Origin of the sequence: Pseudoalteromonas sp. XMcav11-Q, from assembly GCF_040104525.1 — a bacterium.
Lineage (GTDB): Bacteria > Pseudomonadota > Gammaproteobacteria > Enterobacterales > Alteromonadaceae > Pseudoalteromonas.
The window spans coordinates 126,115-146,381 of the sequence record NZ_JBECOX010000013.1 but is presented as its reverse complement, the minus strand read 5'-3'; the positions used below and the strand labels follow the sequence as shown (position 1 = coordinate 146,381).

19 protein-coding genes are annotated in these 20,267 nt (G+C 44.7%); 10 read left to right on the top strand and 9 right to left on the bottom strand.

Annotated elements, in window-relative coordinates; translation table 11 throughout:
- Positions 1-34 precede the first annotated feature (34 nt).
- Positions 35-2,770: an aconitate hydratase AcnA gene (acnA, locus tag ABMY45_RS19115; protein WP_174170882.1), complete on the top strand. Its 2,736-nt coding sequence runs from the start codon at positions 35-37 to the stop codon at positions 2,768-2,770.
- 49 nt (positions 2,771-2,819) lie between these two features.
- Here acnA and ABMY45_RS19110 read toward each other — a convergent pair whose 3' ends face one another.
- A complete protein-coding gene (locus ABMY45_RS19110) occupies positions 2,820-3,581 on the bottom strand; it encodes a hypothetical protein (protein WP_174170883.1) in 762 nt (253 codons plus the stop codon).
- Positions 3,582-3,676: 95 nt separating this feature from the next.
- Between ABMY45_RS19110 and ABMY45_RS19105 the strand changes: the two genes are divergently transcribed.
- The 3 genes from ABMY45_RS19105 (at position 3,677) to ABMY45_RS19095 (ending at position 5,567) form a co-directional block, all read left to right on the top strand.
- A complete protein-coding gene (locus tag ABMY45_RS19105) occupies positions 3,677-4,114 on the top strand; it encodes a hotdog fold thioesterase (protein WP_010607802.1) in 438 nt (145 codons plus the stop codon).
- A gap of 77 nt (positions 4,115-4,191) precedes the next feature.
- Positions 4,192-4,410 (top strand): hypothetical protein, encoded by a 219-nt coding sequence (locus ABMY45_RS19100; RefSeq protein ID WP_102055937.1) that lies wholly within the window; start codon positions 4,192-4,194, stop codon positions 4,408-4,410.
- Positions 4,411-4,481: 71 nt separating this feature from the next.
- A complete protein-coding gene (locus ABMY45_RS19095) occupies positions 4,482-5,567 on the top strand; it encodes an NAD(P)/FAD-dependent oxidoreductase (RefSeq protein WP_349289348.1) in 1,086 nt (361 codons plus the stop codon).
- Here ABMY45_RS19095 and ABMY45_RS19090 read toward each other — a convergent pair.
- The 5 genes from ABMY45_RS19090 to ABMY45_RS19070 form a co-directional block, all read right to left on the bottom strand.
- The gene (locus tag ABMY45_RS19090; RefSeq protein WP_237117221.1) at positions 5,564-6,103 is read right to left on the bottom strand and encodes a DUF4124 domain-containing protein; all 540 of its coding nucleotides are present in this window, start codon (positions 6,101-6,103) and stop codon (positions 5,564-5,566) included. The genes ABMY45_RS19095 and ABMY45_RS19090 overlap by 4 nt on opposite strands.
- 13 nt (positions 6,104-6,116) lie before the next feature.
- Complete coding sequence (locus ABMY45_RS19085; RefSeq protein ID WP_102055933.1) at positions 6,117-6,881, bottom strand: amino acid ABC transporter substrate-binding protein; 765 nt, start codon at positions 6,879-6,881, stop codon at positions 6,117-6,119.
- 104 nt (positions 6,882-6,985) lie between these two features.
- The gene (locus ABMY45_RS19080; RefSeq protein ID WP_010607797.1) at positions 6,986-7,726 is read right to left on the bottom strand and encodes a phosphoadenylyl-sulfate reductase; all 741 of its coding nucleotides are present in this window, start codon (positions 7,724-7,726) and stop codon (positions 6,986-6,988) included.
- 38 nt (positions 7,727-7,764) lie between these two features.
- Positions 7,765-9,486: an assimilatory sulfite reductase (NADPH) hemoprotein subunit gene (cysI, locus tag ABMY45_RS19075; RefSeq protein ID WP_349289347.1), complete on the bottom strand. Its 1,722-nt coding sequence runs from the start codon at positions 9,484-9,486 to the stop codon at positions 7,765-7,767.
- Between the two features lie 44 nt (positions 9,487-9,530).
- Positions 9,531-11,348, bottom strand: coding sequence for an assimilatory sulfite reductase (NADPH) flavoprotein subunit (locus ABMY45_RS19070; protein ID WP_174170934.1), 1,818 nt, complete (start codon positions 11,346-11,348; stop codon positions 9,531-9,533).
- Between the two features lie 299 nt (positions 11,349-11,647).
- Between ABMY45_RS19070 and ABMY45_RS19065 the strand changes: the two genes are divergently transcribed.
- The gene (locus tag ABMY45_RS19065; RefSeq protein ID WP_349289346.1) at positions 11,648-13,258 is read left to right on the top strand and encodes an endonuclease; all 1,611 of its coding nucleotides are present in this window, start codon (positions 11,648-11,650) and stop codon (positions 13,256-13,258) included.
- Positions 13,259-13,315: 57 nt separating this feature from the next.
- On the opposite strand, the gene ABMY45_RS19060 is transcribed toward ABMY45_RS19065, so the two are convergent.
- Both ABMY45_RS19060 and ABMY45_RS19055 read right to left on the bottom strand, forming a co-directional pair.
- Positions 13,316-14,485, bottom strand: coding sequence for a DUF3103 family protein (locus tag ABMY45_RS19060; RefSeq protein ID WP_095729038.1), 1,170 nt, complete (start codon positions 14,483-14,485; stop codon positions 13,316-13,318).
- A gap of 118 nt (positions 14,486-14,603) precedes the next feature.
- Complete coding sequence (locus tag ABMY45_RS19055) at positions 14,604-14,984, bottom strand: hypothetical protein (RefSeq protein ID WP_010376275.1); 381 nt, start codon at positions 14,982-14,984, stop codon at positions 14,604-14,606.
- A 155-nt stretch (positions 14,985-15,139) separates the two neighbouring features.
- Here ABMY45_RS19055 and ABMY45_RS19050 point away from each other — a divergent pair, with 155 nt between their 5' ends.
- The 4 genes from ABMY45_RS19050 to ABMY45_RS19035 all read left to right on the top strand — a co-directional run bounded on the left by ABMY45_RS19050 (position 15,140) and on the right by ABMY45_RS19035 (position 18,598).
- The gene (locus ABMY45_RS19050; protein ID WP_227387656.1) at positions 15,140-15,850 is read left to right on the top strand and encodes a hypothetical protein; all 711 of its coding nucleotides are present in this window, start codon (positions 15,140-15,142) and stop codon (positions 15,848-15,850) included.
- An 85-nt stretch (positions 15,851-15,935) separates the two neighbouring features.
- Positions 15,936-16,556, top strand: a complete 621-nt coding sequence (locus ABMY45_RS19045; protein WP_227387585.1) for an endonuclease — start codon at positions 15,936-15,938, stop codon at positions 16,554-16,556.
- Positions 16,557-16,619: 63 nt separating this feature from the next.
- Entirely contained in the window at positions 16,620-18,212 is a 1,593-nt protein-coding gene (locus tag ABMY45_RS19040) for a S41 family peptidase (protein ID WP_349289345.1), read from the top strand.
- Positions 18,212-18,598 (top strand): hypothetical protein, encoded by a 387-nt coding sequence (locus tag ABMY45_RS19035; RefSeq protein ID WP_010607789.1) that lies wholly within the window; start codon positions 18,212-18,214, stop codon positions 18,596-18,598. Before ABMY45_RS19040 ends, ABMY45_RS19035 begins: the two co-directional genes overlap by 1 nt.
- 23 nt (positions 18,599-18,621) lie before the next feature.
- Here the strand turns inward: ABMY45_RS19035 and ABMY45_RS19030 are convergent, their stop codons facing one another.
- Positions 18,622-19,509, bottom strand: coding sequence for a LysR family transcriptional regulator (locus ABMY45_RS19030; RefSeq protein WP_206471678.1), 888 nt, complete (start codon positions 19,507-19,509; stop codon positions 18,622-18,624).
- Between the two features lie 107 nt (positions 19,510-19,616).
- Between ABMY45_RS19030 and ABMY45_RS19025 the strand changes: the two genes are divergently transcribed.
- Positions 19,617-20,183, top strand: coding sequence for an NAD(P)H-dependent oxidoreductase (locus ABMY45_RS19025; protein ID WP_010607787.1), 567 nt, complete (start codon positions 19,617-19,619; stop codon positions 20,181-20,183).
- The last annotated feature ends 84 nt before the right edge of the window (positions 20,184-20,267 follow it).

The window sequence follows — 20,267 nt, the reverse complement described above, 5'->3', positions numbered from 1 at the left end:
CTTAAGTGCAGTTGGTATAAGGAAAGGGTCAAGCATGAATAATTCATATAACACCCTGACTCAGCTTACCGTCGGCGAGCGTCAGGTCCATATTCACTCACTTCCAGCTTTAAGCGATAGGGCAAGAAGATTACCGTTTTCGCTTAAAATTTTATTAGAAAATTTACTGCGTCATGAAGATGGCAAAAACGTGACTGCACAAGACATCGATGCCTTACTCAACTGGAAGCCGGAAGATAAACCCAGTAAAGAAGTTGCTTTTACGCCCGCGCGCGTCGTGATGCAAGATTTTACAGGCGTACCAGCCATCGTGGATCTTGCAGCAATGCGTGACGCTATGGCAAAACTCGGTGGCGATCCAAATAAAATCAATCCCTTATCACCCGCTGAAATGGTCATAGACCACTCTGTACAAGTAGACGAATATGGCCACGATGGCGCCTTTGATCTTAATGCAAAGTTAGAGTACCAACGCAACAAAGAGCGCTATGAATTTTTGCGCTGGGGGCAAGGCGCGTTTGACAATCTAAAAGTGGTGCCACCCGCAACCGGGATCGTGCACCAAGTTAACCTAGAGTATTTAGCACGTGTCGTATTCGAAAAAGAAATCGATGGTATGCCATTCGCCTACCCTGATACATTAGTGGGAACTGACTCTCATACCACAATGATCAACGGTCTTGGCATTTTAGGTTGGGGCGTAGGCGGCATTGAGGCCGAAGCCGCCATGCTTGGTCAGCCAATTTCGCTGCTCATTCCTCAGGTCGTTGGTTTTAAACTGGAAGGACAGTTGCCTGAAGGCACAACCGCAACTGATTTGGTACTCACCGTGACACAAATGCTACGTGAACACGGCGTAGTGGGTAAGTTTGTCGAATTCTTTGGTGATGGCTTAGCAGACTTACCACTTGCCGATCGTGCCACCATCGCCAACATGGCACCTGAATATGGGGCAACCTGCGGTATTTTCCCCATTGATAACGAAACCTTGGAGTATCTACGACTAACCAATCGTGATGAAGAAAAAATTGCATTAATCGAAGGTTATGCCAAACATCAAGGCATGTGGCGAGAACCAGGAGATGAACCACTTTACACCGACGTACTGACACTAGACTTAGCGACAGTGGTTCCAAGCCTTGCAGGTCCAAAGCGCCCACAAGATAGAATTCCTCTCAATGACGCAGGCAAAACAATTCAAGCCCATTTAGGTGAATTCCAACATGAGCGCAGTGAAAAAAATGCCGTGTCAGATCAAGATGAAGCTCGCACTGTTGGTGAAGGCGGGACTTCTCGAGTTGATCAAGATGAGCCCGCGACGCTTGGCGTCGGTAAGGTTACATTTAAAGAGCAAGAGTTTGAATTAGTCGATGGCGCCTGCGTAATTGCCGCCATCACAAGTTGCACAAACACCTCTAATCCAAGTGTTATTCTTGCCGCAGGCCTTGTTGCACAAAAAGCAAAGACACTTGGCTTAAAGCCTAAGCCTTGGGTAAAAACCTCATTGGCTCCTGGCTCAAAAGTAGTTACCGATTACCTAAAACAAGCCGAGCTATTGGAACCGCTTGCTGAACTAGGTTTTGATTTAGTTGGCTATGGTTGTACGACTTGTATCGGCAACTCAGGTCCCTTACCGAAAGAAATTAACGAAGCCATCGTTAAACATCAGCTGGTTGTCAGTTCCATCTTATCAGGAAACCGCAACTTTGAGGGGCGGATCCACCAAGATGTAAAAATGAACTTTCTCGCCTCGCCGCCACTTGTTGTTGCCTATGCACTTGCAGGCCGCACTGATATCGATGTCTACAATGAGCCATTGTGCCAAACCGATGATGGCCAGGATGTGTTCTTAAAAGACATTTGGCCATCGGTCTCAGAAGTCAGTGAACTTGTGTCTCAGACAGTCACACAAGCCATGTTTGAGAAGAACTATGCAGACGTTTACCAAGGCGACCAACATTGGCAACAAATCGCGGTAAATCAGAGTGAGCGCTATGATTGGCAAGATAGCTCTACTTATATTCGAAAAGCCCCTTTCTTTGATAATATGAGTAAAGAGCCACCTGGGATCCCAAGTATCAAAGGCGCACGCTGTCTCGCTAAACTGGGCGACTCAGTGACGACTGACCATATTTCTCCAGCAGGTAATATTAAAGCTTCGGCACCAGCTGGGGAGTATTTACAAGCGCAAGGAGTGAAACAAGCTGATTTTAACTCTTATGGTTCGCGTCGTGGTAACCACGAAGTTATGATGCGAGGTACGTTTGCAAACGTACGTTTACGCAATCAATTGGCTCCGGGTACCGAAGGTGGTATTACTCGCCTATTACCTGAGGGCGAACTTATGAGTATTTTCGATGCTGCGGAGCATTATCAGCAGCGTAATACGCCACTCGTTGTGCTCGCGGGCAGTGAGTACGGCACGGGTTCATCACGAGACTGGGCTGCTAAAGGGTCTTTACTACTTGGGATTAAAGCCGTACTTGCTAAAAGCTACGAGCGTATTCACCGTTCTAACCTCATTGGTATGGGGGTATTACCGCTACAATTTAAACCAGATGATGGCCACGAAGAACTGGGACTAACTGGCGAAGAAGAGTTTGAAATTGAAGGGATATACGACACATCAACCGAAGTGGTAGTCACGGCAACAAATGCGGATGGCAAAGAAATCAAGTTTTCGGCGGATATCCGGATCGATACCCCTAAAGAGTGGGAGTACTACCAACATGGCGGGATTTTACAGTACGTCTTAAGACAAATGCTATAGGCCTCATTTGGCAATACTTTAATGGAAAAGACGGCACCGGCCGTCTTTTTTAAAACCTTTGAGTGTAAATCAGCGTAATTGTATTGATGCCACCATCATCAAGCGCACTGCCAATTCCAAACTTCAGCGCCGATTGTGAACTAAACCAATAATCAGTCTGTAACTCCACTACGGATTGATCAAAATCATCTTCACGTAATCGAGCTGATGCAGAGATCTGCCAATTCTTAGCCAAATAATAGCCAGCATGGATCTGCCAAAAGTCGATGTCGGCTGCGACTTTTTGCATTTTTACATCCCATCCAACGCCATTATCAATCTCTGTATAACGAAAAAATGGCGCTATTGCCGTTTCTGTATCTCGTTCATCCACTCCGTAGTTATCAAATTCTGAGCGCTCGCCAATGAGCGTAACACCAAGCTGCATATTCTCACTAACAAAACGTCCCACTTGTACCAGCGCTATCGTATCTCGCGTCGCAGTAAAAAGTGCAGAGTCATCTCTAAATTGAGTTACATCAACGGCAACTCGCCAGTCTCGTCCAATAAAGAACTCAGCATCAGCTTGATAAAGATGCCAATCATCATTTTTAAAACCACCTACAGAGAAGTTATTACTCTTTTGCAGATACCCCTGTAAACCATAGGGTGTACCATCATTCTCTAACTCAGTAAGGTAGTGTCGATACTGAACACCTAAGAATCCATCCTCAATCTCTAAAAACTCTCCGAAACCAACACTTACTTCGTGAGAGTTGGCCATACTGAAACCTGAATAAATTAACAGTCCTATCAGTGATAATGCTTTCATACTTTCCCCTTTATGTTAATGAAACGATTGTAACTACGAAAAAAAATCGCCATAGTAAAAAAATGTAAGCATATGTATTCAAAAGAGAGACAAGTATGGCAATCTGGTTTAAACCCGTAAGTGTAGAGTTATGCAAAAAGCTGGAAGATGGCATGACAGGTAAAGGTACGCTTATGAAAACGTTAGGGATAGAAATCAGCGAGGTGGGTGACGACTACTTAGTTGCTACTATGCCTGCGATTCCTGAACATCATAACCCCATGGGTATGGTCCATGGCGGCGCAAACGTTGCTTTAGCGGAAACCGTTGCAAGTTACGCAGCAAACTTTGTTGTAGATACCGAACAATTCTACTGTGTAGGGCAAGAGATCAATGCTAATCACTTAAAAGCATCGAGAACAGGCATGCTCACAGCTATAGCTAAGCCAGTGCACCTAGGAAAACGTTCATCTGTATGGGAGATCCGCATCACTAACAGTCGCAATGAACTATGCTGCATTTCCAGAATGACCGCCGCAGTAGTATCACGCTAAAACTTGATCTATCACAACTACAAAAAACCAAATCCACCTCATTATTATTGCAACACACAAAATAGTGAGGTGGTACTGTGTCAACTCAAAAGCTTTGGCCTCTGCATATGCTCATCGTAGCGGGATTGATTTTAATTTTCACGGGCCACACCATGTTAACGACCGACTGGCTGAATGATCTTGGTCCGAGCGGTTTTATAATTGGTGCGAGCTGTGTCGCGCTCGGTCTCATTTGTTCTTTACCGACTAAAATATATCTGACCATTTTGCTAATGCGTCGAGAGCACCGAGATTAGCGTATACCAGCTTGATATTGGGTTGGTTTTACTGCACCCTGAGCGTCTACGTTTATGAAGGTACTCAGTTTGTGGAAAAGGTCGACACCCTAATTATTGGCGCAGGCGTTGTAGGCTTAGCGATAGCAGCAAAGCTCAGCCAGAGCCGCAGCGTTATTGTTATCGATAAAGAATCTCGTATTGGTGAGCATACGAGTAGCCGTAATAGTGAAGTGATCCATGCGGGCATTTACTATCCTTATGGTAGCTTAAAGCACCAGCTCTGTGTTCGAGGAAAAGCACTCCTTTACACGCACTGTGAGCAGCTAAACATTCCCTTTCAGCGACTCGGTAAATTCATTGTTGCGACAAACGCAGAGGAAGCGAAAAGCCTAGAACAAATTAAGACGCGTGCCCATGCTAACTCTGTCACGGATATTGACTTTGCTTCATCCAAGACCATCGAGCAACAGCTCAACTATTTGAAAATACATAGCGCACTATTCTCTCCCTCCACCGGTATTTTAGACAGCCACCAATTTATACTGTCACTCATCGCTGAGATTGAAAGTAATGGGGGGATTGTCGCAATGCAAAGTGAGTTTATTCACGCGCAGCAATTAGGCAGTGATTTTATTGTTGCGATGCGCTGCGATGGCGAGCAGTTCGAAATGGGCTGTGACCAGCTGATAAACAGCGCGGGGCTGAATGCCCCCGATGTGCTCAATAAAATTACCGGCGATAGCGACAAAGCCATCGCCTATTATTGTCGTGGCCGTTACTATCGCTATCATGGTAAGCACCCATTTCAACAGCTCATCTACCCTCTCCCTAACACGCATGGATTAGGCGTACACGCGACAGTAGATTTAGCTGGGCAACTCAAGTTTGGCCCTGATACCGAATATATTGAAAATATTGATTACCAGTTTGATGACTCCCAAAAAGCGCGCTTTGTCGCCGCAATAAAGCGGTACTGGCCAAGTCTGGATGAGAGTAGGCTTACAGCGGATTACACTGGGATAAGACCCAAACTAAGCAAAGAAAAGCAAAGTGACTTTGTAATTCAGTTCGAGGCAACACATGGAATATCAGGCTTTGTTAACTTAATGGCGATTGAGTCACCGGGATTGACCGCAAGTCTCGCCATTGCAGAATATATTGAACAACGACTTTAGCGCTGGTTTTCCTCCAGCGCCTTTTCAAGCTGTTTCGTTCTATCGTCCATCAGCTGTTGGATGTTTTTCGCATCTTCCATCACCTGTTTTACCGCTTTTGGATTTAATGCAGTTGGTAATGCCGAAGCGGTTTCTTTACTTACGGCTTGCGCTGGTTGTTTATTCAGAATACTTGTGTCTTCAGCTGCTATCACGGTAATTTTACGCTCATCTAATTGATAGTACTGCGACTCGCCGTTTGGATTGGGTTTATCAGAGTAATGCCATTGTCCTTTAGCATCCTGCCAACGATACACTTGTACCCCAGATGTAGGTTGCTGAGTGTCGTCACTCACAAATTCCTTCGTGTGTGTTTTCACTTTATCAAACGCTGTCACACCTTGATCCGTTAATTCTGTTACCTGCTGCTCAACCTTGTTGGTCAACGAATTTACATTTAACCATGGCTTGCCATCAGGGCGCTTCAATACAAACAAACTGGCTAACGCCACCAGCATTATCATAATCATTAAGTAACTTGCGGCTTTCATCTTCATACTCTGACTTTCCTTAGAGCCCATACTTTAACAGTATCTGCTTAAATTGCTCCGTTTTTTTAAAGTCAGCATAAAAGTGATTAAAGTCATCACACAATTTTTTCGCTCTTTGAGTGCGGCCAAACTGCAATTGCAACGGCGCGACATCCGAAACGCCGCGCACGCTGATAGTACTTTTTAATACTGGATATTTCAGCTGTAGCCAACGCAGTGTTGGTTCGCCAACAATAGAAAAAGCGAGACTTTTGTCACTTCCGCCCGCAAGCACGGACAAAATATCAAATTCTGAGTAATAGTCTTTGCGCTGCAGCATATTACTATCAAAATACGGCTCTAGCTGAGGATAGGTATAACCAAATCGACCTAAAAATAAATGCTCGTTTAAGCCATTTACATCAAATTGCTCAGCCTGCTTGTGTGTAACAAATACGTCTTCAATTGTGTAAATTGGCGCACTCCAACACATTTGCATAGTGCCACGATACCAATGCTCTGACTCCATCCGCACATCGACATTTCCTCGTTCGATTTCTACAGTCGAACGTTTTTCGGGATAAACAGGGTAGTTTGGTTGGTAATGATATTGTGCTGCAAACAGCTCAAAAATATCAATGAGCACCCCCCGTTCTTGGGCATGTTCGATAATGAACGGAGGATAATACTGTACTGCAAAGTTGACAAACGTTTTACTTTCTTCCGCAGTCTTGGCATGTCCGACAAAAGATAGAGTACAACTAAATAGCAATAATATCGTCTTTGGAAAGTAGATCAAAGCCACCTCCAAGACCTTGAACGAATAATAGACTAAGTATGACCGATCGCTGGGAATTTCCAAGTCAAAAAGCCAGCCACACTCAAATCTACTAAATGAATATTACGGATCTAAATACCATCACCATCAATATGCAACCCACACTCACGATTCAGACCGAAGAAACGTGTTTCTTCCTCAGTCATTCCGGGTTCAAGCTTACGGGTGGTGTGAACATCCCCCATAGAAACATAACCTTGTTCCCAGAGCGGGTGATAAGGCAAATCAAACTTTGTAAGATATTGATACACATCACGATTATGCCAGTCAATAATAGGGTAAAACTTGACCGTGCCGCGACTGAGCTCAACGATTGGCTTATCCGCACGCGTTGAAGACTGCTGACGACGTAAGCCACTGAACCAAGTGCCTGCGCCAAGTTCCCGTAACGCTTGAGTCATCGGCTCAACTTTGTTTAGGGTATTGTATTTTTTAATCCCTTCTTCGCCTTGCTCCCATAACTTACCATACACCGCCTCTTGCCAAGCAGGACTCTGCTTAGCACGGTATATCTTAAGATTGAGTGCCAAACGCTCTGACAGTGATTCAATAAATTGATACGTCTCAGGAAACAAATAGCCCGTATCGGTAAGTACCACGGGGATATCAGGCTGCTGCTGAGTCAAAAGATGTAACATAACCGCAGCTTGAATACCGAAACTAGAAGACAAAAAGTGAGTATCCGGTAAGTTTTCCAGTGCCCAAGCCACTCTCTGCTCGGCAGTTTTATCACTCAGTAGGGCATTAGCATCCGCGAGTAGCATCCGCTGAGTTGCACTGTCCAGAGTCAATATTTGCTTAAAATCACTCATTTTCTCATCCAATGGGCAGCCTAGCTGCCCGTTCTAAATCAAGCGTGGAAATCAGTTTTTGACACTTTGACTTCCGCAACGATTTCTTTGCGGATGACATAGTCACCAAAACATTCATCTTCGTTGCGCTCACTGACCCACTGACCAATCAACTCATCTAGCGCTGGCAGGAAGACGTCTTCGCCAACATTCTCCAAGTACAGCTTAGGAATGCGAGTACCAGCACGATTACCACCTAAATACATATTGTATTTACCAGGTCCTTTACCCACGAATCCAACCTCGGCTAGCATCGCTCGACCACAGCCGTTAGGGCAGCCAACCACACGAAGGATAATATTCTCTTCAGCAACCTCATGCTTGGCGAGCAACCCTTCTACCTTTGTCACAAGCTCAGGTAAATAACGCTCCGCCTCTGCCATCGCAAGTGGACACGTCGGTAGCGATACACACGCCATCGAGTTTTTACGCTGCTCTGAATGCTCGCTATCTATCAAACCATGCTCGCGGGCAATTTGTTCGATTTGCGCTTTATCCTCAGCTGCAACTCCAGCAATAATTAAGTTTTGGTTTGCAGTCATGCGGAAATCCCCTTTGTGGATTTCTGCAATTTTGCGACAACCTGTTTTAAGTAGTTTATCTGGGAAATCTAAAATACGGCCATTTTCGATAAACACTGTTAAGTGATGCTTACCATCAATACCTTCAACCCAACCAAAGCGGTCGCCACGGTGAGTGAATTCATAAGGACGGCTTGGCTCAAACGTCATACCGGCACGGTTTTCAACTTCCGCTTTAAACACCTCAGTACCAAATGTATCTAGCGTATATTTGGTTTTTGCATTTTTACGGTTTACTCGGTTACCCCAGTCACGTTGCACAGAAACCACATGCTCAGCAACGGCAAGTGTATGCTCAAGCGGAATAAAGCCAAGCTCATCTGCTTTACGTGGATAGGTATTAACGTCACCATGGGTCATCGCCAAACCACCACCCACTAGCACATTAAAGCCAACTAGCTTGCCCTCATCTGCAATAGCAACAAAGTTGAGGTCATTGGCATGCACATCGACTTCATTGTTCGGAGGGATAGTCACAGTAGTTTTGAACTTACGTGGTAAATACGTATCACCCAAAATCGGCTCTGCCGTTGTCTCGGTTTTTTCACCGTTCAGCCAGATCTCAGCGTAAGCTTTAGTTTTTGGCAGCAAGTGCTCTGAAATTTTAGCCGCCCACTCGTACGCTTCTTGGTGTAACTCAGACTCGACCGGGTTAGTTGTACATAACACGTTGCGGTTTACATCCCCCGCCGTCGCAATAGAATCGATACCTACGCTATTCAGCAGCTGATGCATCCCTTTGATGTTTGGCTTCAGTACACCGTGGAACTGGAAAGTTTGACGTGTTGTCAGACGAATGCTGCCATACATGGTTTTATCCGCTGCAAACTCGTCAATCGCCAACCACTGATGTGGTTTAATGATACCACCAGGCATACGAGCACGAAGCATCACGTTATGCAGTGGCTCAAGCCGTTGCTTAGTGCGCTCTGGGCGGATATCGCGGTCGTCTTGCTGATACATACCGTGGAAACGGATCAATTGGAAGTTATCCGCAGTAAAGCCGCCGGTTAGTTGATCGGTCAGATCCGTTGAAATTGTGCCACGTAAGTGGGCACTTTGTGACTTCAAACGCTCATTATCAGAAAACTTTGCGTTTACATCGAGCTTACTATTCGGTTTGATTTCAGAGTTGCTCATTGTCTTTCCTACATTAAAATTGGCTGACGGTATAACAAGACGCGTTAGTAAACGTCTTTCTGATAACGGTTTGCGCTACGCAATGCTTTAAGATATTGCTCAGCTTGTTCATCATCTTTCCCTCCATGGGTTTTAATGATGTCGATAAGTGCTTGGTGTACATCTTTGGCCATTCTGCTAGCGTCACCACAGACATAAAAATGAGCGCCCTTTTCAAGCCATGCAAATACAGCTTCGCCCTTCTCGCGCAGTCTATCTTGCACGTAAATCTTTTCTGCCTGATCACGGCTAAATGCCAAATCTACATGTGTTAATAAACCCGACTTTACATACTTTTGAATTTCTACTTGATAAAGGAAATCTTCCGTAAAGTGTGGATTACCAAAGAACAGCCAGTTTTCACCCTCAGCGTCACGCGCCTCACGTTCTTGCAAGAAGGCTCTGAACGGTGCAATACCTGTACCTGGGCCAACCATGATCACAGGTGTGGCATTGTCGACAGGTAATCTAAAGTTATCGTTGTGCTCACTGAATACTTTCACTTTCGTGCCTTCTTCAGCACGATTCGCTAAATAACCTGAGCAGCCGCCAAAATGCTTTTCACCAAAGGTATCAAATTCAACTAAACCTACGGTTAAATGCACCTCTTCTTCCACCTCAGCTTGGCTTGACGCGATAGAGTACAGGCGCGCTTGTAATTTTCGACAGCAATCAACTAGCGCTTGCGCCTCAATGTTGGCAGGGTTTTGCTTTATCACATCAAAGATTTGGCGTTCTTCAATATAAGCACGCAATGCCGCTTTATCGTTTGCAAGTGCGCTTAGCTCCTCATTCCCAGTCGCAATCGCATACTTTTCAACAAAGCCAGGATACGACTGTGTTAGCTCAAGATGTTCAATTAACGCCGTTTCTAATGAAACGGTGAGTTCACCTATTTTTACGGTTTGTGCTTTGTCGAGTTTTAAGGCATCGATCACCGCCGCCACTTCTTGTGGGTCATTTAAGAAATACACGCCAAGTGAATCACCCGGCTGATAAGTGATATCGGAACCTTCAAGGGAAATTTCAATGTGACGCACATCTTTGCTTGAGTTTCTGCCAGTGATCTTTTGTACCACACTCAGCTCAGCCGCAAATGGGTTTTGCTTTGTATATTGACTTACTGCTGCCTGAGGAACGCCAAACGGCATGCTGATAACGTTACCACCACCTGCTTGCTGCTGAGCTTTAAGCGCAGGCTCTAATGCATCTAGCGCCTGTGCGATCCACGCCTCGGCTTCAGCTTCATAATCCACATCTAAGTCAGCTCGCGGCACAACAATTTCAGCACCAAGGGCAGCCAAGCGCGCTTCAAAATCCTTTGCCGTTTGGCAGAAGAATTCATAACTTGAATCACCAAGGCCAATCACAGCTTGCTTTACACCTTCCAGTTTAGGCGCCTTCTTACCAGCTAAGAATTCATGCAATGCTTCTGCATCTTCTGGTGGCTCACCCTCACCGTAAGTAGAGACAGCAATCACTAAGAACTTCTCTTTCTTCAGGTTGGCAGGTTTGTAGTCAGCCATATTGACCAACTTAGTCGTCAAGCCACGCGCTTCCGCCTGAGCTTTAATTTGGTTTGCAACCCCTTTTGCGTTACCAGTTTGTGAACCAAATAAAATAGTCAGAGGTGCAGACTCGTCAGCGCCCGCTGTTGCTTGTCCAGCAATACCTGATAATGCAGCTGAATTTGCGGTTGCAGCTAAATAGCCACTTACCCATGCCTGTTGGATTGGATTTAACTCTCCAACTAAGCCTTGTAGTTTTTGCAGTTGTTCATGTGTCAGCGGACTTGCTGCAGCATTAAGTTGACTTAACAACATCATGGATCCCCGTACCCAAAAGGTTTGCTTGCTCATTGCATAACTGGCTCGCACGCAGCGTAGCCTACTTTTATTAGCGTGAAGCATACGTGGCAAATTGAGAGATCAAAAAGAATAGAATCTGCTTTTATATTCCTTTTAGTTATTGAAGATTGAAAAGTCCAAAGAAAACAGATTAAAAGAAGTTCGATATTTAACCGTTAAAAAGTTTAACATTGCCGTAACAGTTTTGATGCAAAATCAAACTGTCATACACAGACAAATCAATAATACAGATAATCATAATAATGAGACTAAAAATGAAACACGGGAAATATATAAACCTAATACTCAGTTCTTATTGCTCAATACTCAGCTTAAGCGCTGCTGCAGAAGTTACAAATGGCAGTTTCGAGAGCTGGAGCGGTCAAGTCCCTAGTGGATGGACGACGATAGACTCGGGCATCACACTTAGCTCGGTTACGACACCAATAAAAGACGGTAATCTTGCCGCAGCGGTGCAGGTAACCACAGCAACGCAAAGTAGCACAGACTTACAACAGCAAGTAAACGTTGAAGCAGGTAAAAGCTATCAATTTAGCACTTGGGTCTATCACACGGAAGGTGGTGTCAAAGCACGATTAGTGGTGGACGGCTATCATGGCTATTCAGATCAGTTCAATGTCGGGCAGTGGCAACAACTTAGCTATACCTACACTGCAACTGCAACCACTGCGATTAATGTTGGTTTACGTTTTTACGATGGCAGTGGTTTTGACGGTAATGAAACTGTCTACGTTGACGGCTTTGGTCCAACTTCTACCACACCAGAGCCGCCTCAGAGCTGTCAAAATAATAGTGTCACTCTCGCTTTGATGACCGATAATTATGGTAGCGAAACAAGCTGGCAAATCACTAATACAGCAAACACAACCGTTGCTAGTGGTAGTGGCTATAGCAATAATCAATCAGTAAATGAAAACTTATGCCTTAACGGCGGTAGTTATACCTTTACGATTTTAGACAGCTATGGCGACGGAATTTGTTGCACCAATGGTAATGGCCAGTATACCTTAACGCACGCGGGTACAACGCTCGCTTCCGGCGGCCAGTTCAGCAATCGTCAAGATCATACCTTTACGCTTGGCACAACCACGCCTCCTCCTTCAGGCGATGGTTACTATGCCTCTACTACTGGACTGAGCGGTTATGCACTGAAAACAGAGTTACACCAGATTATTCGTAACCACCAATCACAAGGTTATTCTGCTATTTGGGGCTTTATCGATCAGAACGAGCGCGATCGCCATTTTGAAAAAGATAACAGCATCTTAGATCGCTACTCTGAGAAGCCAACGGCAAATGATAGTGTTAGCTATGTTTCTACAGGATCCCAGTGCGGCAGTTACAGCAGCGAAGGCGATTGCTATAACCGAGAACACTCCTTCCCCAAATCTTGGTTTGGCGGTCAAGTAGAACCGATGAATTCGGATATCCATCATATTTTTGCTTCTGATGGCTATGTAAATTCAAAGCGCAGTAACTATCCATTTGGTGAAGTAGGAAGCGCTTCTTATACCTCTAGTAACGGGAGTCGTCTAGGTTCAGCATCTGGTATTAATTACAGTGGCACTGTATTTGAGCCAATTGACAATTTCAAAGGCGATTTTGCTCGTGTCTACTTTTATATGGCAACACGTTATCAAGATGTGATTGCAAACTGGCAAAATAATACCAGCTACAGCAATGCAGTACTCAATGGCACACAACACCAGGTATTCGAAACTTGGGTCGTCAACATGCTAAAAAGATGGCATAACGAAGATCCTGTCGATGCCCTAGAGCAAGCGCGCAACCAAGCGGCTTATGAATTTCAGGGTAACCGAAATCCATTTGTAGACCATCCAGAGTTTGTCGAAGCAATTTGGTAACTATAAATAAAAAAGGCCAGTAACTGGCCTTTTTTCAATAACATATTTGGCTAATATTTAGCGAGGGTTAATTGTAAGTGGCTCAATCGTCACTTTCGCATTACCACTTGCGCCCATATGCCCGTTGTAAGTTTGTCCTTCAAACAAGGTGTAAAACACATCAACATAGTCATCATCGTTAGTAAACCAATGGCTTGGCATCGCTTTGATCAATTGATTCGTCAGTTGCGGGATAATCGCATAGCCTTGAACATTAGGATCAGGAATAGCGCGCATCACTTGCGTCACAATATCCAAAAGTGTTGTTGCTAAGTCTTGATAGTTAGTATTGTCGTCTTGCTCCATCAGCAATAAATCTGCCGCTTGCCAACGATATCGCTCCCAATGAATGATAATTTGGTTAGGCGTATAGTCCGTACCATCGTGGTCCAAATATGGCATATCCACAATATCTAGAACAGGCTCATCTCGGGATGGGTTGACGCCTGTTACAATGCCGTAAACTTCCGCAGCCCCAGATACCCAAGGCTCTTCATCGTCATTTAGTCTGATTTTCTTCAATACACTGGTTGAAATCGGCTCAGCATCATCGTTGCTCTGCACAGCTGTTGGTGGCATTGCCAAGCCTTGCTTGGCAAACACTTGCTTCATTACCTGAATGCCTTCTTGTTTTACCTTATCACTATCAAGTTCAACGATTAGCACAGGTCGCTCTGGCATTGTATGTGCGTCAAGTAAATGCAATTGACCGTGCTCATCAAAAGCCTCTACATATTGCCAGTGCTTATCATCACCTTTAGGCGCAAAAGCAATTAATGGCGCTTCACCTTGTTGCCACTTTGTTAGCATTTCGCTAGAAGCAATACGCAGCTGGTATAGATTAGAGCTATAGTCAGTCAGGCCTTTTAATGAGCGAGTGTACTGGCTCGCTTCTGTCATGAGCTGCTTAGTTGACCCCTGAACTTGTAGCTGCTCCAGTGAAACTGCATCCTGATACTGGCTAAGTTGAGTTTGAACTTGGGGACCTAAGTGATTAAGTGATAGCGCTAATTTTTTCGCAATTTGCTTTTTTATATCAGCAACTTGAACTGGTGCAGCGTTAAATTTATCAAGCTGCTTAAGTGAACTGTAGGTATTAAGATTAACCTTGTCTGCCGCAGAACTTGCGAAAGACATTCCGCCGAGCATGGCTATCATTAGTGTAGAGAGGGTTACATGTTGTTTCATCTTGCGTTCCTAGAAATAATCCGTGTTATGGAATAAACAAGATAAAACAACAAAAGTAAATTATCAACACGTTAACATAGTTAACATATAAAACAATTTAATCTAGCTTTTAGAGTTTTTATTCTTCTACTGGGTAGATAGTAATTTCTATACCGGCACCTATTGCAGAGATCCTAAGCAACGTATCTGCCTGTAGTGCTTGCGAAAAGCACTTTGGCGACTTGCCTGAGTTAAAGCCAATGTCAAAAGTTCGCTTGGTACAACCTAGCCATTGCTTAAGTGCCGCTTTAGAGCAAGACTCAATTAACTCACACAGTTGGTTAATCGCTTTATCAGGGGTTAATTCATTGGTATTTGCTTCGATGCGAGCCAATTGACGATAGTCATCTTGATCGTAATGCAGCACGATAGCATTTTTCTTTAAATCCGAAACTAGCGCACTGATATCCTGCTTTGACTCCAGTTCCAAATCGACATTTAAAAATTGAATTTCAGACATGTATTAAAAGCTACCTTGTAAAGCTAAATCTAGTAATGACTTATTTATCAGTGTGATAAGGACATTACTTATTGGACAATGCGACAATTTGTCACATTCTAAGCACCGTGCATTATAGTTATCATACTCACGAGCAACTAGAATAACATATTGTGATGATTAAAAAACTGCTAAAACCCGCACGTAAACTCCACAAGTACCTTGGCTATTTATTGTTTTTACAGATCTTTGCTTGGCTATTAGGCGGGCTGGTCATGAGCGCGATCCCATTGGCAAAGATCCATGGTAAACACTTAGCGCATAGAAGCTTAGACAACCCCTTTCCCACCGCCGCGTACCAAGCTGATCTCAATCAGTTAGTACAAAGCACGGTGCAAGTGCGCCAAATCCAGTTCGGCCATTTTCTCGATACTCCCATCATCAAGCTAAACCAAGATGAAAAGCTCATTTTCAACGGAATAACAGGCGCACCTTTTACCACTCCAAATCAACAGCAAATAATACAACAGGCCAAGCAACACCTATTAATTGCAGCGGATGTGAGCCATATTGAACGACTTGCCACAGCCCCCAGAGAAGCAGGTTACAAGGAAGATGTTTGGCGAGTCGAATATAACGATATCCTCTCCACCACGCTGTATCTAAGTGCAACTAGCGGTGAAGTTGTGACGGTGCGTAGCACGTTGTGGCGCATCTTTGATTTTTTTTGGATGCTACACATTATGGATTACGACGAACGAGAGGATTTTAATAACCCCTTGCTCATTTCCTTCGCCGCTACGAGTGTACTCTTTTGTCTAACAGGGATATTGTTATTATTGCAATCTCCACCTTGGCGAAAACGTCGCCCTGCACTGAATAAATAAAGGGACTTACTGTACACTCTTGTTGGTATTGATGATTTTTTTGATATAGTGACATTCCCTGTATTCCACCATTTGGTGAGAGGTTATGTCACGATATTGCTATATCTTAGCGCTTAGCTTATTTGTATTAACAGCTAACGCTCAAGAGTTCACGTCTTTCTCAAAAGCAAAGAAACATTTATCACAACAAGTTACCGACAATACCCGCACGCTTTATTGTAATTGTAATATCAAAAAGCAAGGCAAAAAGCTGGTGCCTGATCCCGCAAGTTGTGGTTATACCCCGAGGTTACCTTACACTCGCAATGGCAAAGAAAACGCCCGTGCTCAGCGCATTGAGTGGGAGCATATCGTGCCCGCGTGGGAATTTGGACATCAGTTGCAGTGCTGGCAAGATGGCGGCAGAAAGCACTGCCGTAAAGTCAGTGAGCAATTCAGGAAGATGGAAGCAGATATTCACAACCTTGCTCCAGCGATTGGTGAAATCAATGGGGATCGGTCTAATTTTCGTTTTGGCATGTTACCAAGTACTGAAGCAAACTATGGCGCGTGTCCAGTAAAGATTGACTTTAAGTTACGCCGAATTGAACCACCAGAGTACGCTAGAAAACGCATTGCTGAGGCGTACTTTTACATGGAAAAAACCTACGGGTTAAAAATCTCTCCACAACAGCGGAAATTATTCACGGCTTGGCAGAAACAGTGATTGCGAGATAACCCAAGCGGTGCTAGTTTTTAGTCATACAACTAAAACAGGAACGTGAATACGATGCAACGTATTACTCTAGTTTTCGCATCAACAGCAATGAGCTTGTTATTAGCCGCTTGTGGTGGCGGTGGCAGCGATTCATTAGGCACCGATAACCCTGGTAATAACACGGGACAAACCGAGCCGCCAACTTGGACGTTTAATCAATTTCCTGCGTCCAGTCAGTTTATTAACTATTGCGCCTCCCCAAGAACGGGTACTGACAAATATAACAACAACCAACCTTATCCCGATAAGGTTGGTACGGCGATGCATGAAAAAATGTGGCTCCGCTCTTTTACCAACGAAACCTACCTTTGGTACGACGAAGTACTAGATAACGACCCAACACAATTCGATACTGTTATTGATTACTTCGAGCAATTAAAGACAAACCAAACGACGGCGTCGGGCAATGCCAAAGATCAATTTCATTTCTACGAATCTTATGAAAGCTTCCAAAAAGAAGCGCAATCGGGTGTTGCAACCGGTTATGGCATTCGTTGGGCGGCCATATCCACATCACCACCACGTAACTTTACTGTCGCCGCAGTAGAGCCTAATTCACCAGCCGCGAATGCAGGGATCGTACGTGGAGATAAGATCCTCTCGATAGATGGCGTCGACTTTATTTCAAGTGATAATACCGCTGCGCTGAATGCAGGCCTGTCACCAGAGCAAAGCGAGCCTCATAACTTTGTATTTGAAGATAAATCAGGCAACGAAAAATCCGTCACCCTGATTTCAGTCGATATTGAAACCTCACCGGTGCAAAACGCTAAAGTCATTAGCTATGGCGACAAGCAGGTTGGGTATGTGCAGTTCAATCAATTTATTCCAACAGCCCAAGAAGGATTAATTGAAGCCTTTAATCTATTTAAAACACGGCAAATAGACGACCTGGTACTCGACATGCGTTACAACGGTGGTGGTCGCGTCATTATGGCAGCGCAACTAGGCTATATGGTTGCGGGCAACAGCAGCCTAAACAAAACCTTCACTTATAGCACCTTAAATGACAAGCGTACTGCTGAAGAAGAGCGCACCGCTTTTGAGTCTAGAGCAATTAACTGGGCTGAAAACAAGTTTACAACCACCTCTTTACCCACCGTAACTTTACCTAGAGTTTATATCCTCTCGACACGAGGCACGGCCTCTGCCAGTGAAAATGTAATTAATGGCCTGCGCGGCATTGATGTTGAAGTCTTTTTGATCGGTGGTACCACTCGAGGTAAGCCCTATGGCTTTGTGCCCGCGCAAAACTGCGGCACGGTTTACTATACCATTCAGTTTGGTTCGGAAAATGCGAAGGGCTTTGATGCTTATGCCGATGGCTTTACCCCTTCAGGAGCGTCAAGCAGTGGTGAAATTGGCCTAAGCGCACAAGTGCCAGGCTGTATTGTCGCAGATGACTTCTCTGCACCGCTAGGCAGTCAAGAGGAAGATCTTTTCGCCGCAGCACTGACACATATAGATACCGGTCGTTGCCCAAATGTAGCGCAATTTGCGCCTACTGCTCTGCCACAGTATCAAAATAAGGAGCATGCGGTTACGCTTCCAGTCTATCCACTGCGGGAAAATGCAATTTTAATGAAGCCTAAGGATCCGCAATAATGGCGCCGCTAAAAGCGGTGAAAATCATCGCTTTGGCTTTATTGATGCAAGCATGCAATAGCGCGCCTGCATCAACTTCGGTTAATGAGGCTGTACTCTCGGCTTCTACGCCCGAGGTGTTATCACAACTCAAGCAAGCTATAGTAAAACTCAAAGGCGGCGTACCACCGACGCTCGCAAGCACCGTTTTTCAACGTAGTCCAACACTACTGCTTGAGCATGGCCAAAGCCTAGATGGCAATGGCAGTCCAATTTTAGGTGCCCATAATCTCGCTTATGAGAGTTTCATCTTGCAGCTTCGTGACACCCAGTGTGTACTCTACTATCCGAAAAAGGATACTTATGTCGTGCTCAGTAAAGTTAGCTGCAAAAAGCTGGAAAAATAGCGCCTGATCTCAATCTATTAGCCTCAACTCAAATTAGCAAAATAGCGCTTTAACACGTCACACAATGCCTGTACTTTTGCAGTTCGGTGAACCAGTACATGGGTAACTAGCCAAACTTGGCTTAACCATTTTAACTCATCATGCAACACCGGCTGTAAATCTGGATAACGTTTTGCCACATCATGCTGTAGCCCACCAATACCTAAACCGTTAACAATGGCACGCGACGCGTCTGACGTTTCAGATACCCTAAGTGTCACTTGTGTCTCAGGGATATGTTCATCTACCCAAGCGAAATATGGCACTCTTGCATTAAACCCGGCCACACCAGAGACAAAGTAATGCGTCTGTAACGCTTCAAGTGTTTTGGGGATCCCCATACGCTTGATATAGCTTGAAGACGCATACAAGCCTGCTCCTAAAGTATTTAGATGCTGCACTATGTAGTCGGGCTCATCGGGCTTTGGTCCTGCCCTCACCGCAACATGCGCCTGTCCATGATCTAAGCGTAAACGCTTTTGGTCGAGAATGACTTCAAGTTGTACCTGTGGGTGTAATTGCTGAAAAGTCAAACAAGGCTCCGACAGCATATCCATAAAACCACTGACCGTTGTCACCAAAAGCTTACCTCTAAGCTGGCTGTCCGAAGCAACAATAGAAGTACTCAACTCCATCAAGCGCTCGTCTATTTGACTCGCCGTCGCAAGTAACTTTTCTCCTGCCTGTGTTACCTGATAACCTCGGGCATGACGGTGAAATAACCGCGTTCCCAGTGCTTCTTCTAAGCTATTTATTCGCCTCAGTACCGTACTGTGGTGGATCTCTAAATGCTCTGCCGCCGCTGATAAGGTACCAAGCTTGGCAACCGTATAAGCGACCTTAAGATCCTGCCAATCTGTGAATTTATCCATAACCACCTCTGTGCATATATGCACACAAGCTTTGCGTTTATTTCGGTTTTGTGCAAGTAAAATTTTGCTACTATCACTTTAACGAAACAAAATAAGGTATCAGCAAGATGACTACAGCAAAAATTATCGCACTCGCAGGCAGTTTAAGAAAAGACAGCTACAACCAATTACTCATCCAAGCCGCGGCAAACTTTGCACTAGAAAGTGGCGCAGAAGTAGAAGTGATCAAGTTACAAGATTTAGATATTCCAATGTTCGATGAAGATCTTGAAGCGCAAGGCACACCAAAAGGTGCTCAACTTTTAAAAGACAAGCTGCGCGATGCCGATGGTATTCTATTGGCAAGCCCAGAATACAATGGTTCTTTCACTGCGGTGCTCAAGAACGCAATAGACTGGGCCTCTAGAACAGAACAAGGTGCAGTGCCAGCATTTAGAAACAAAGTAGTGGCACTCTATGCGGCCTCACCAGGCGGCTTAGGTGGATTACGCGGTCTAAACCATGTCCGCGATGTGTTATCTGGCATTGGCAGTTTAGTACTCGCAGACCAATTGGCTGTACCTAGCGCATTTAATGTATTTGATGACCAAGGTAAAATTAAAGACCCAGAGCTTGCTGAAAAAGTATCAAGCCTCGCCCTGCAACTGGTGTCAGTTGCAAGTAAGCTAAAATAACTTTCAATCTCTCGTTCATATCTTGCTATGGACGCTTAGCTCATGCACACTAAGCGTCCAAAGCGAATTAGAGGCGCAATATCA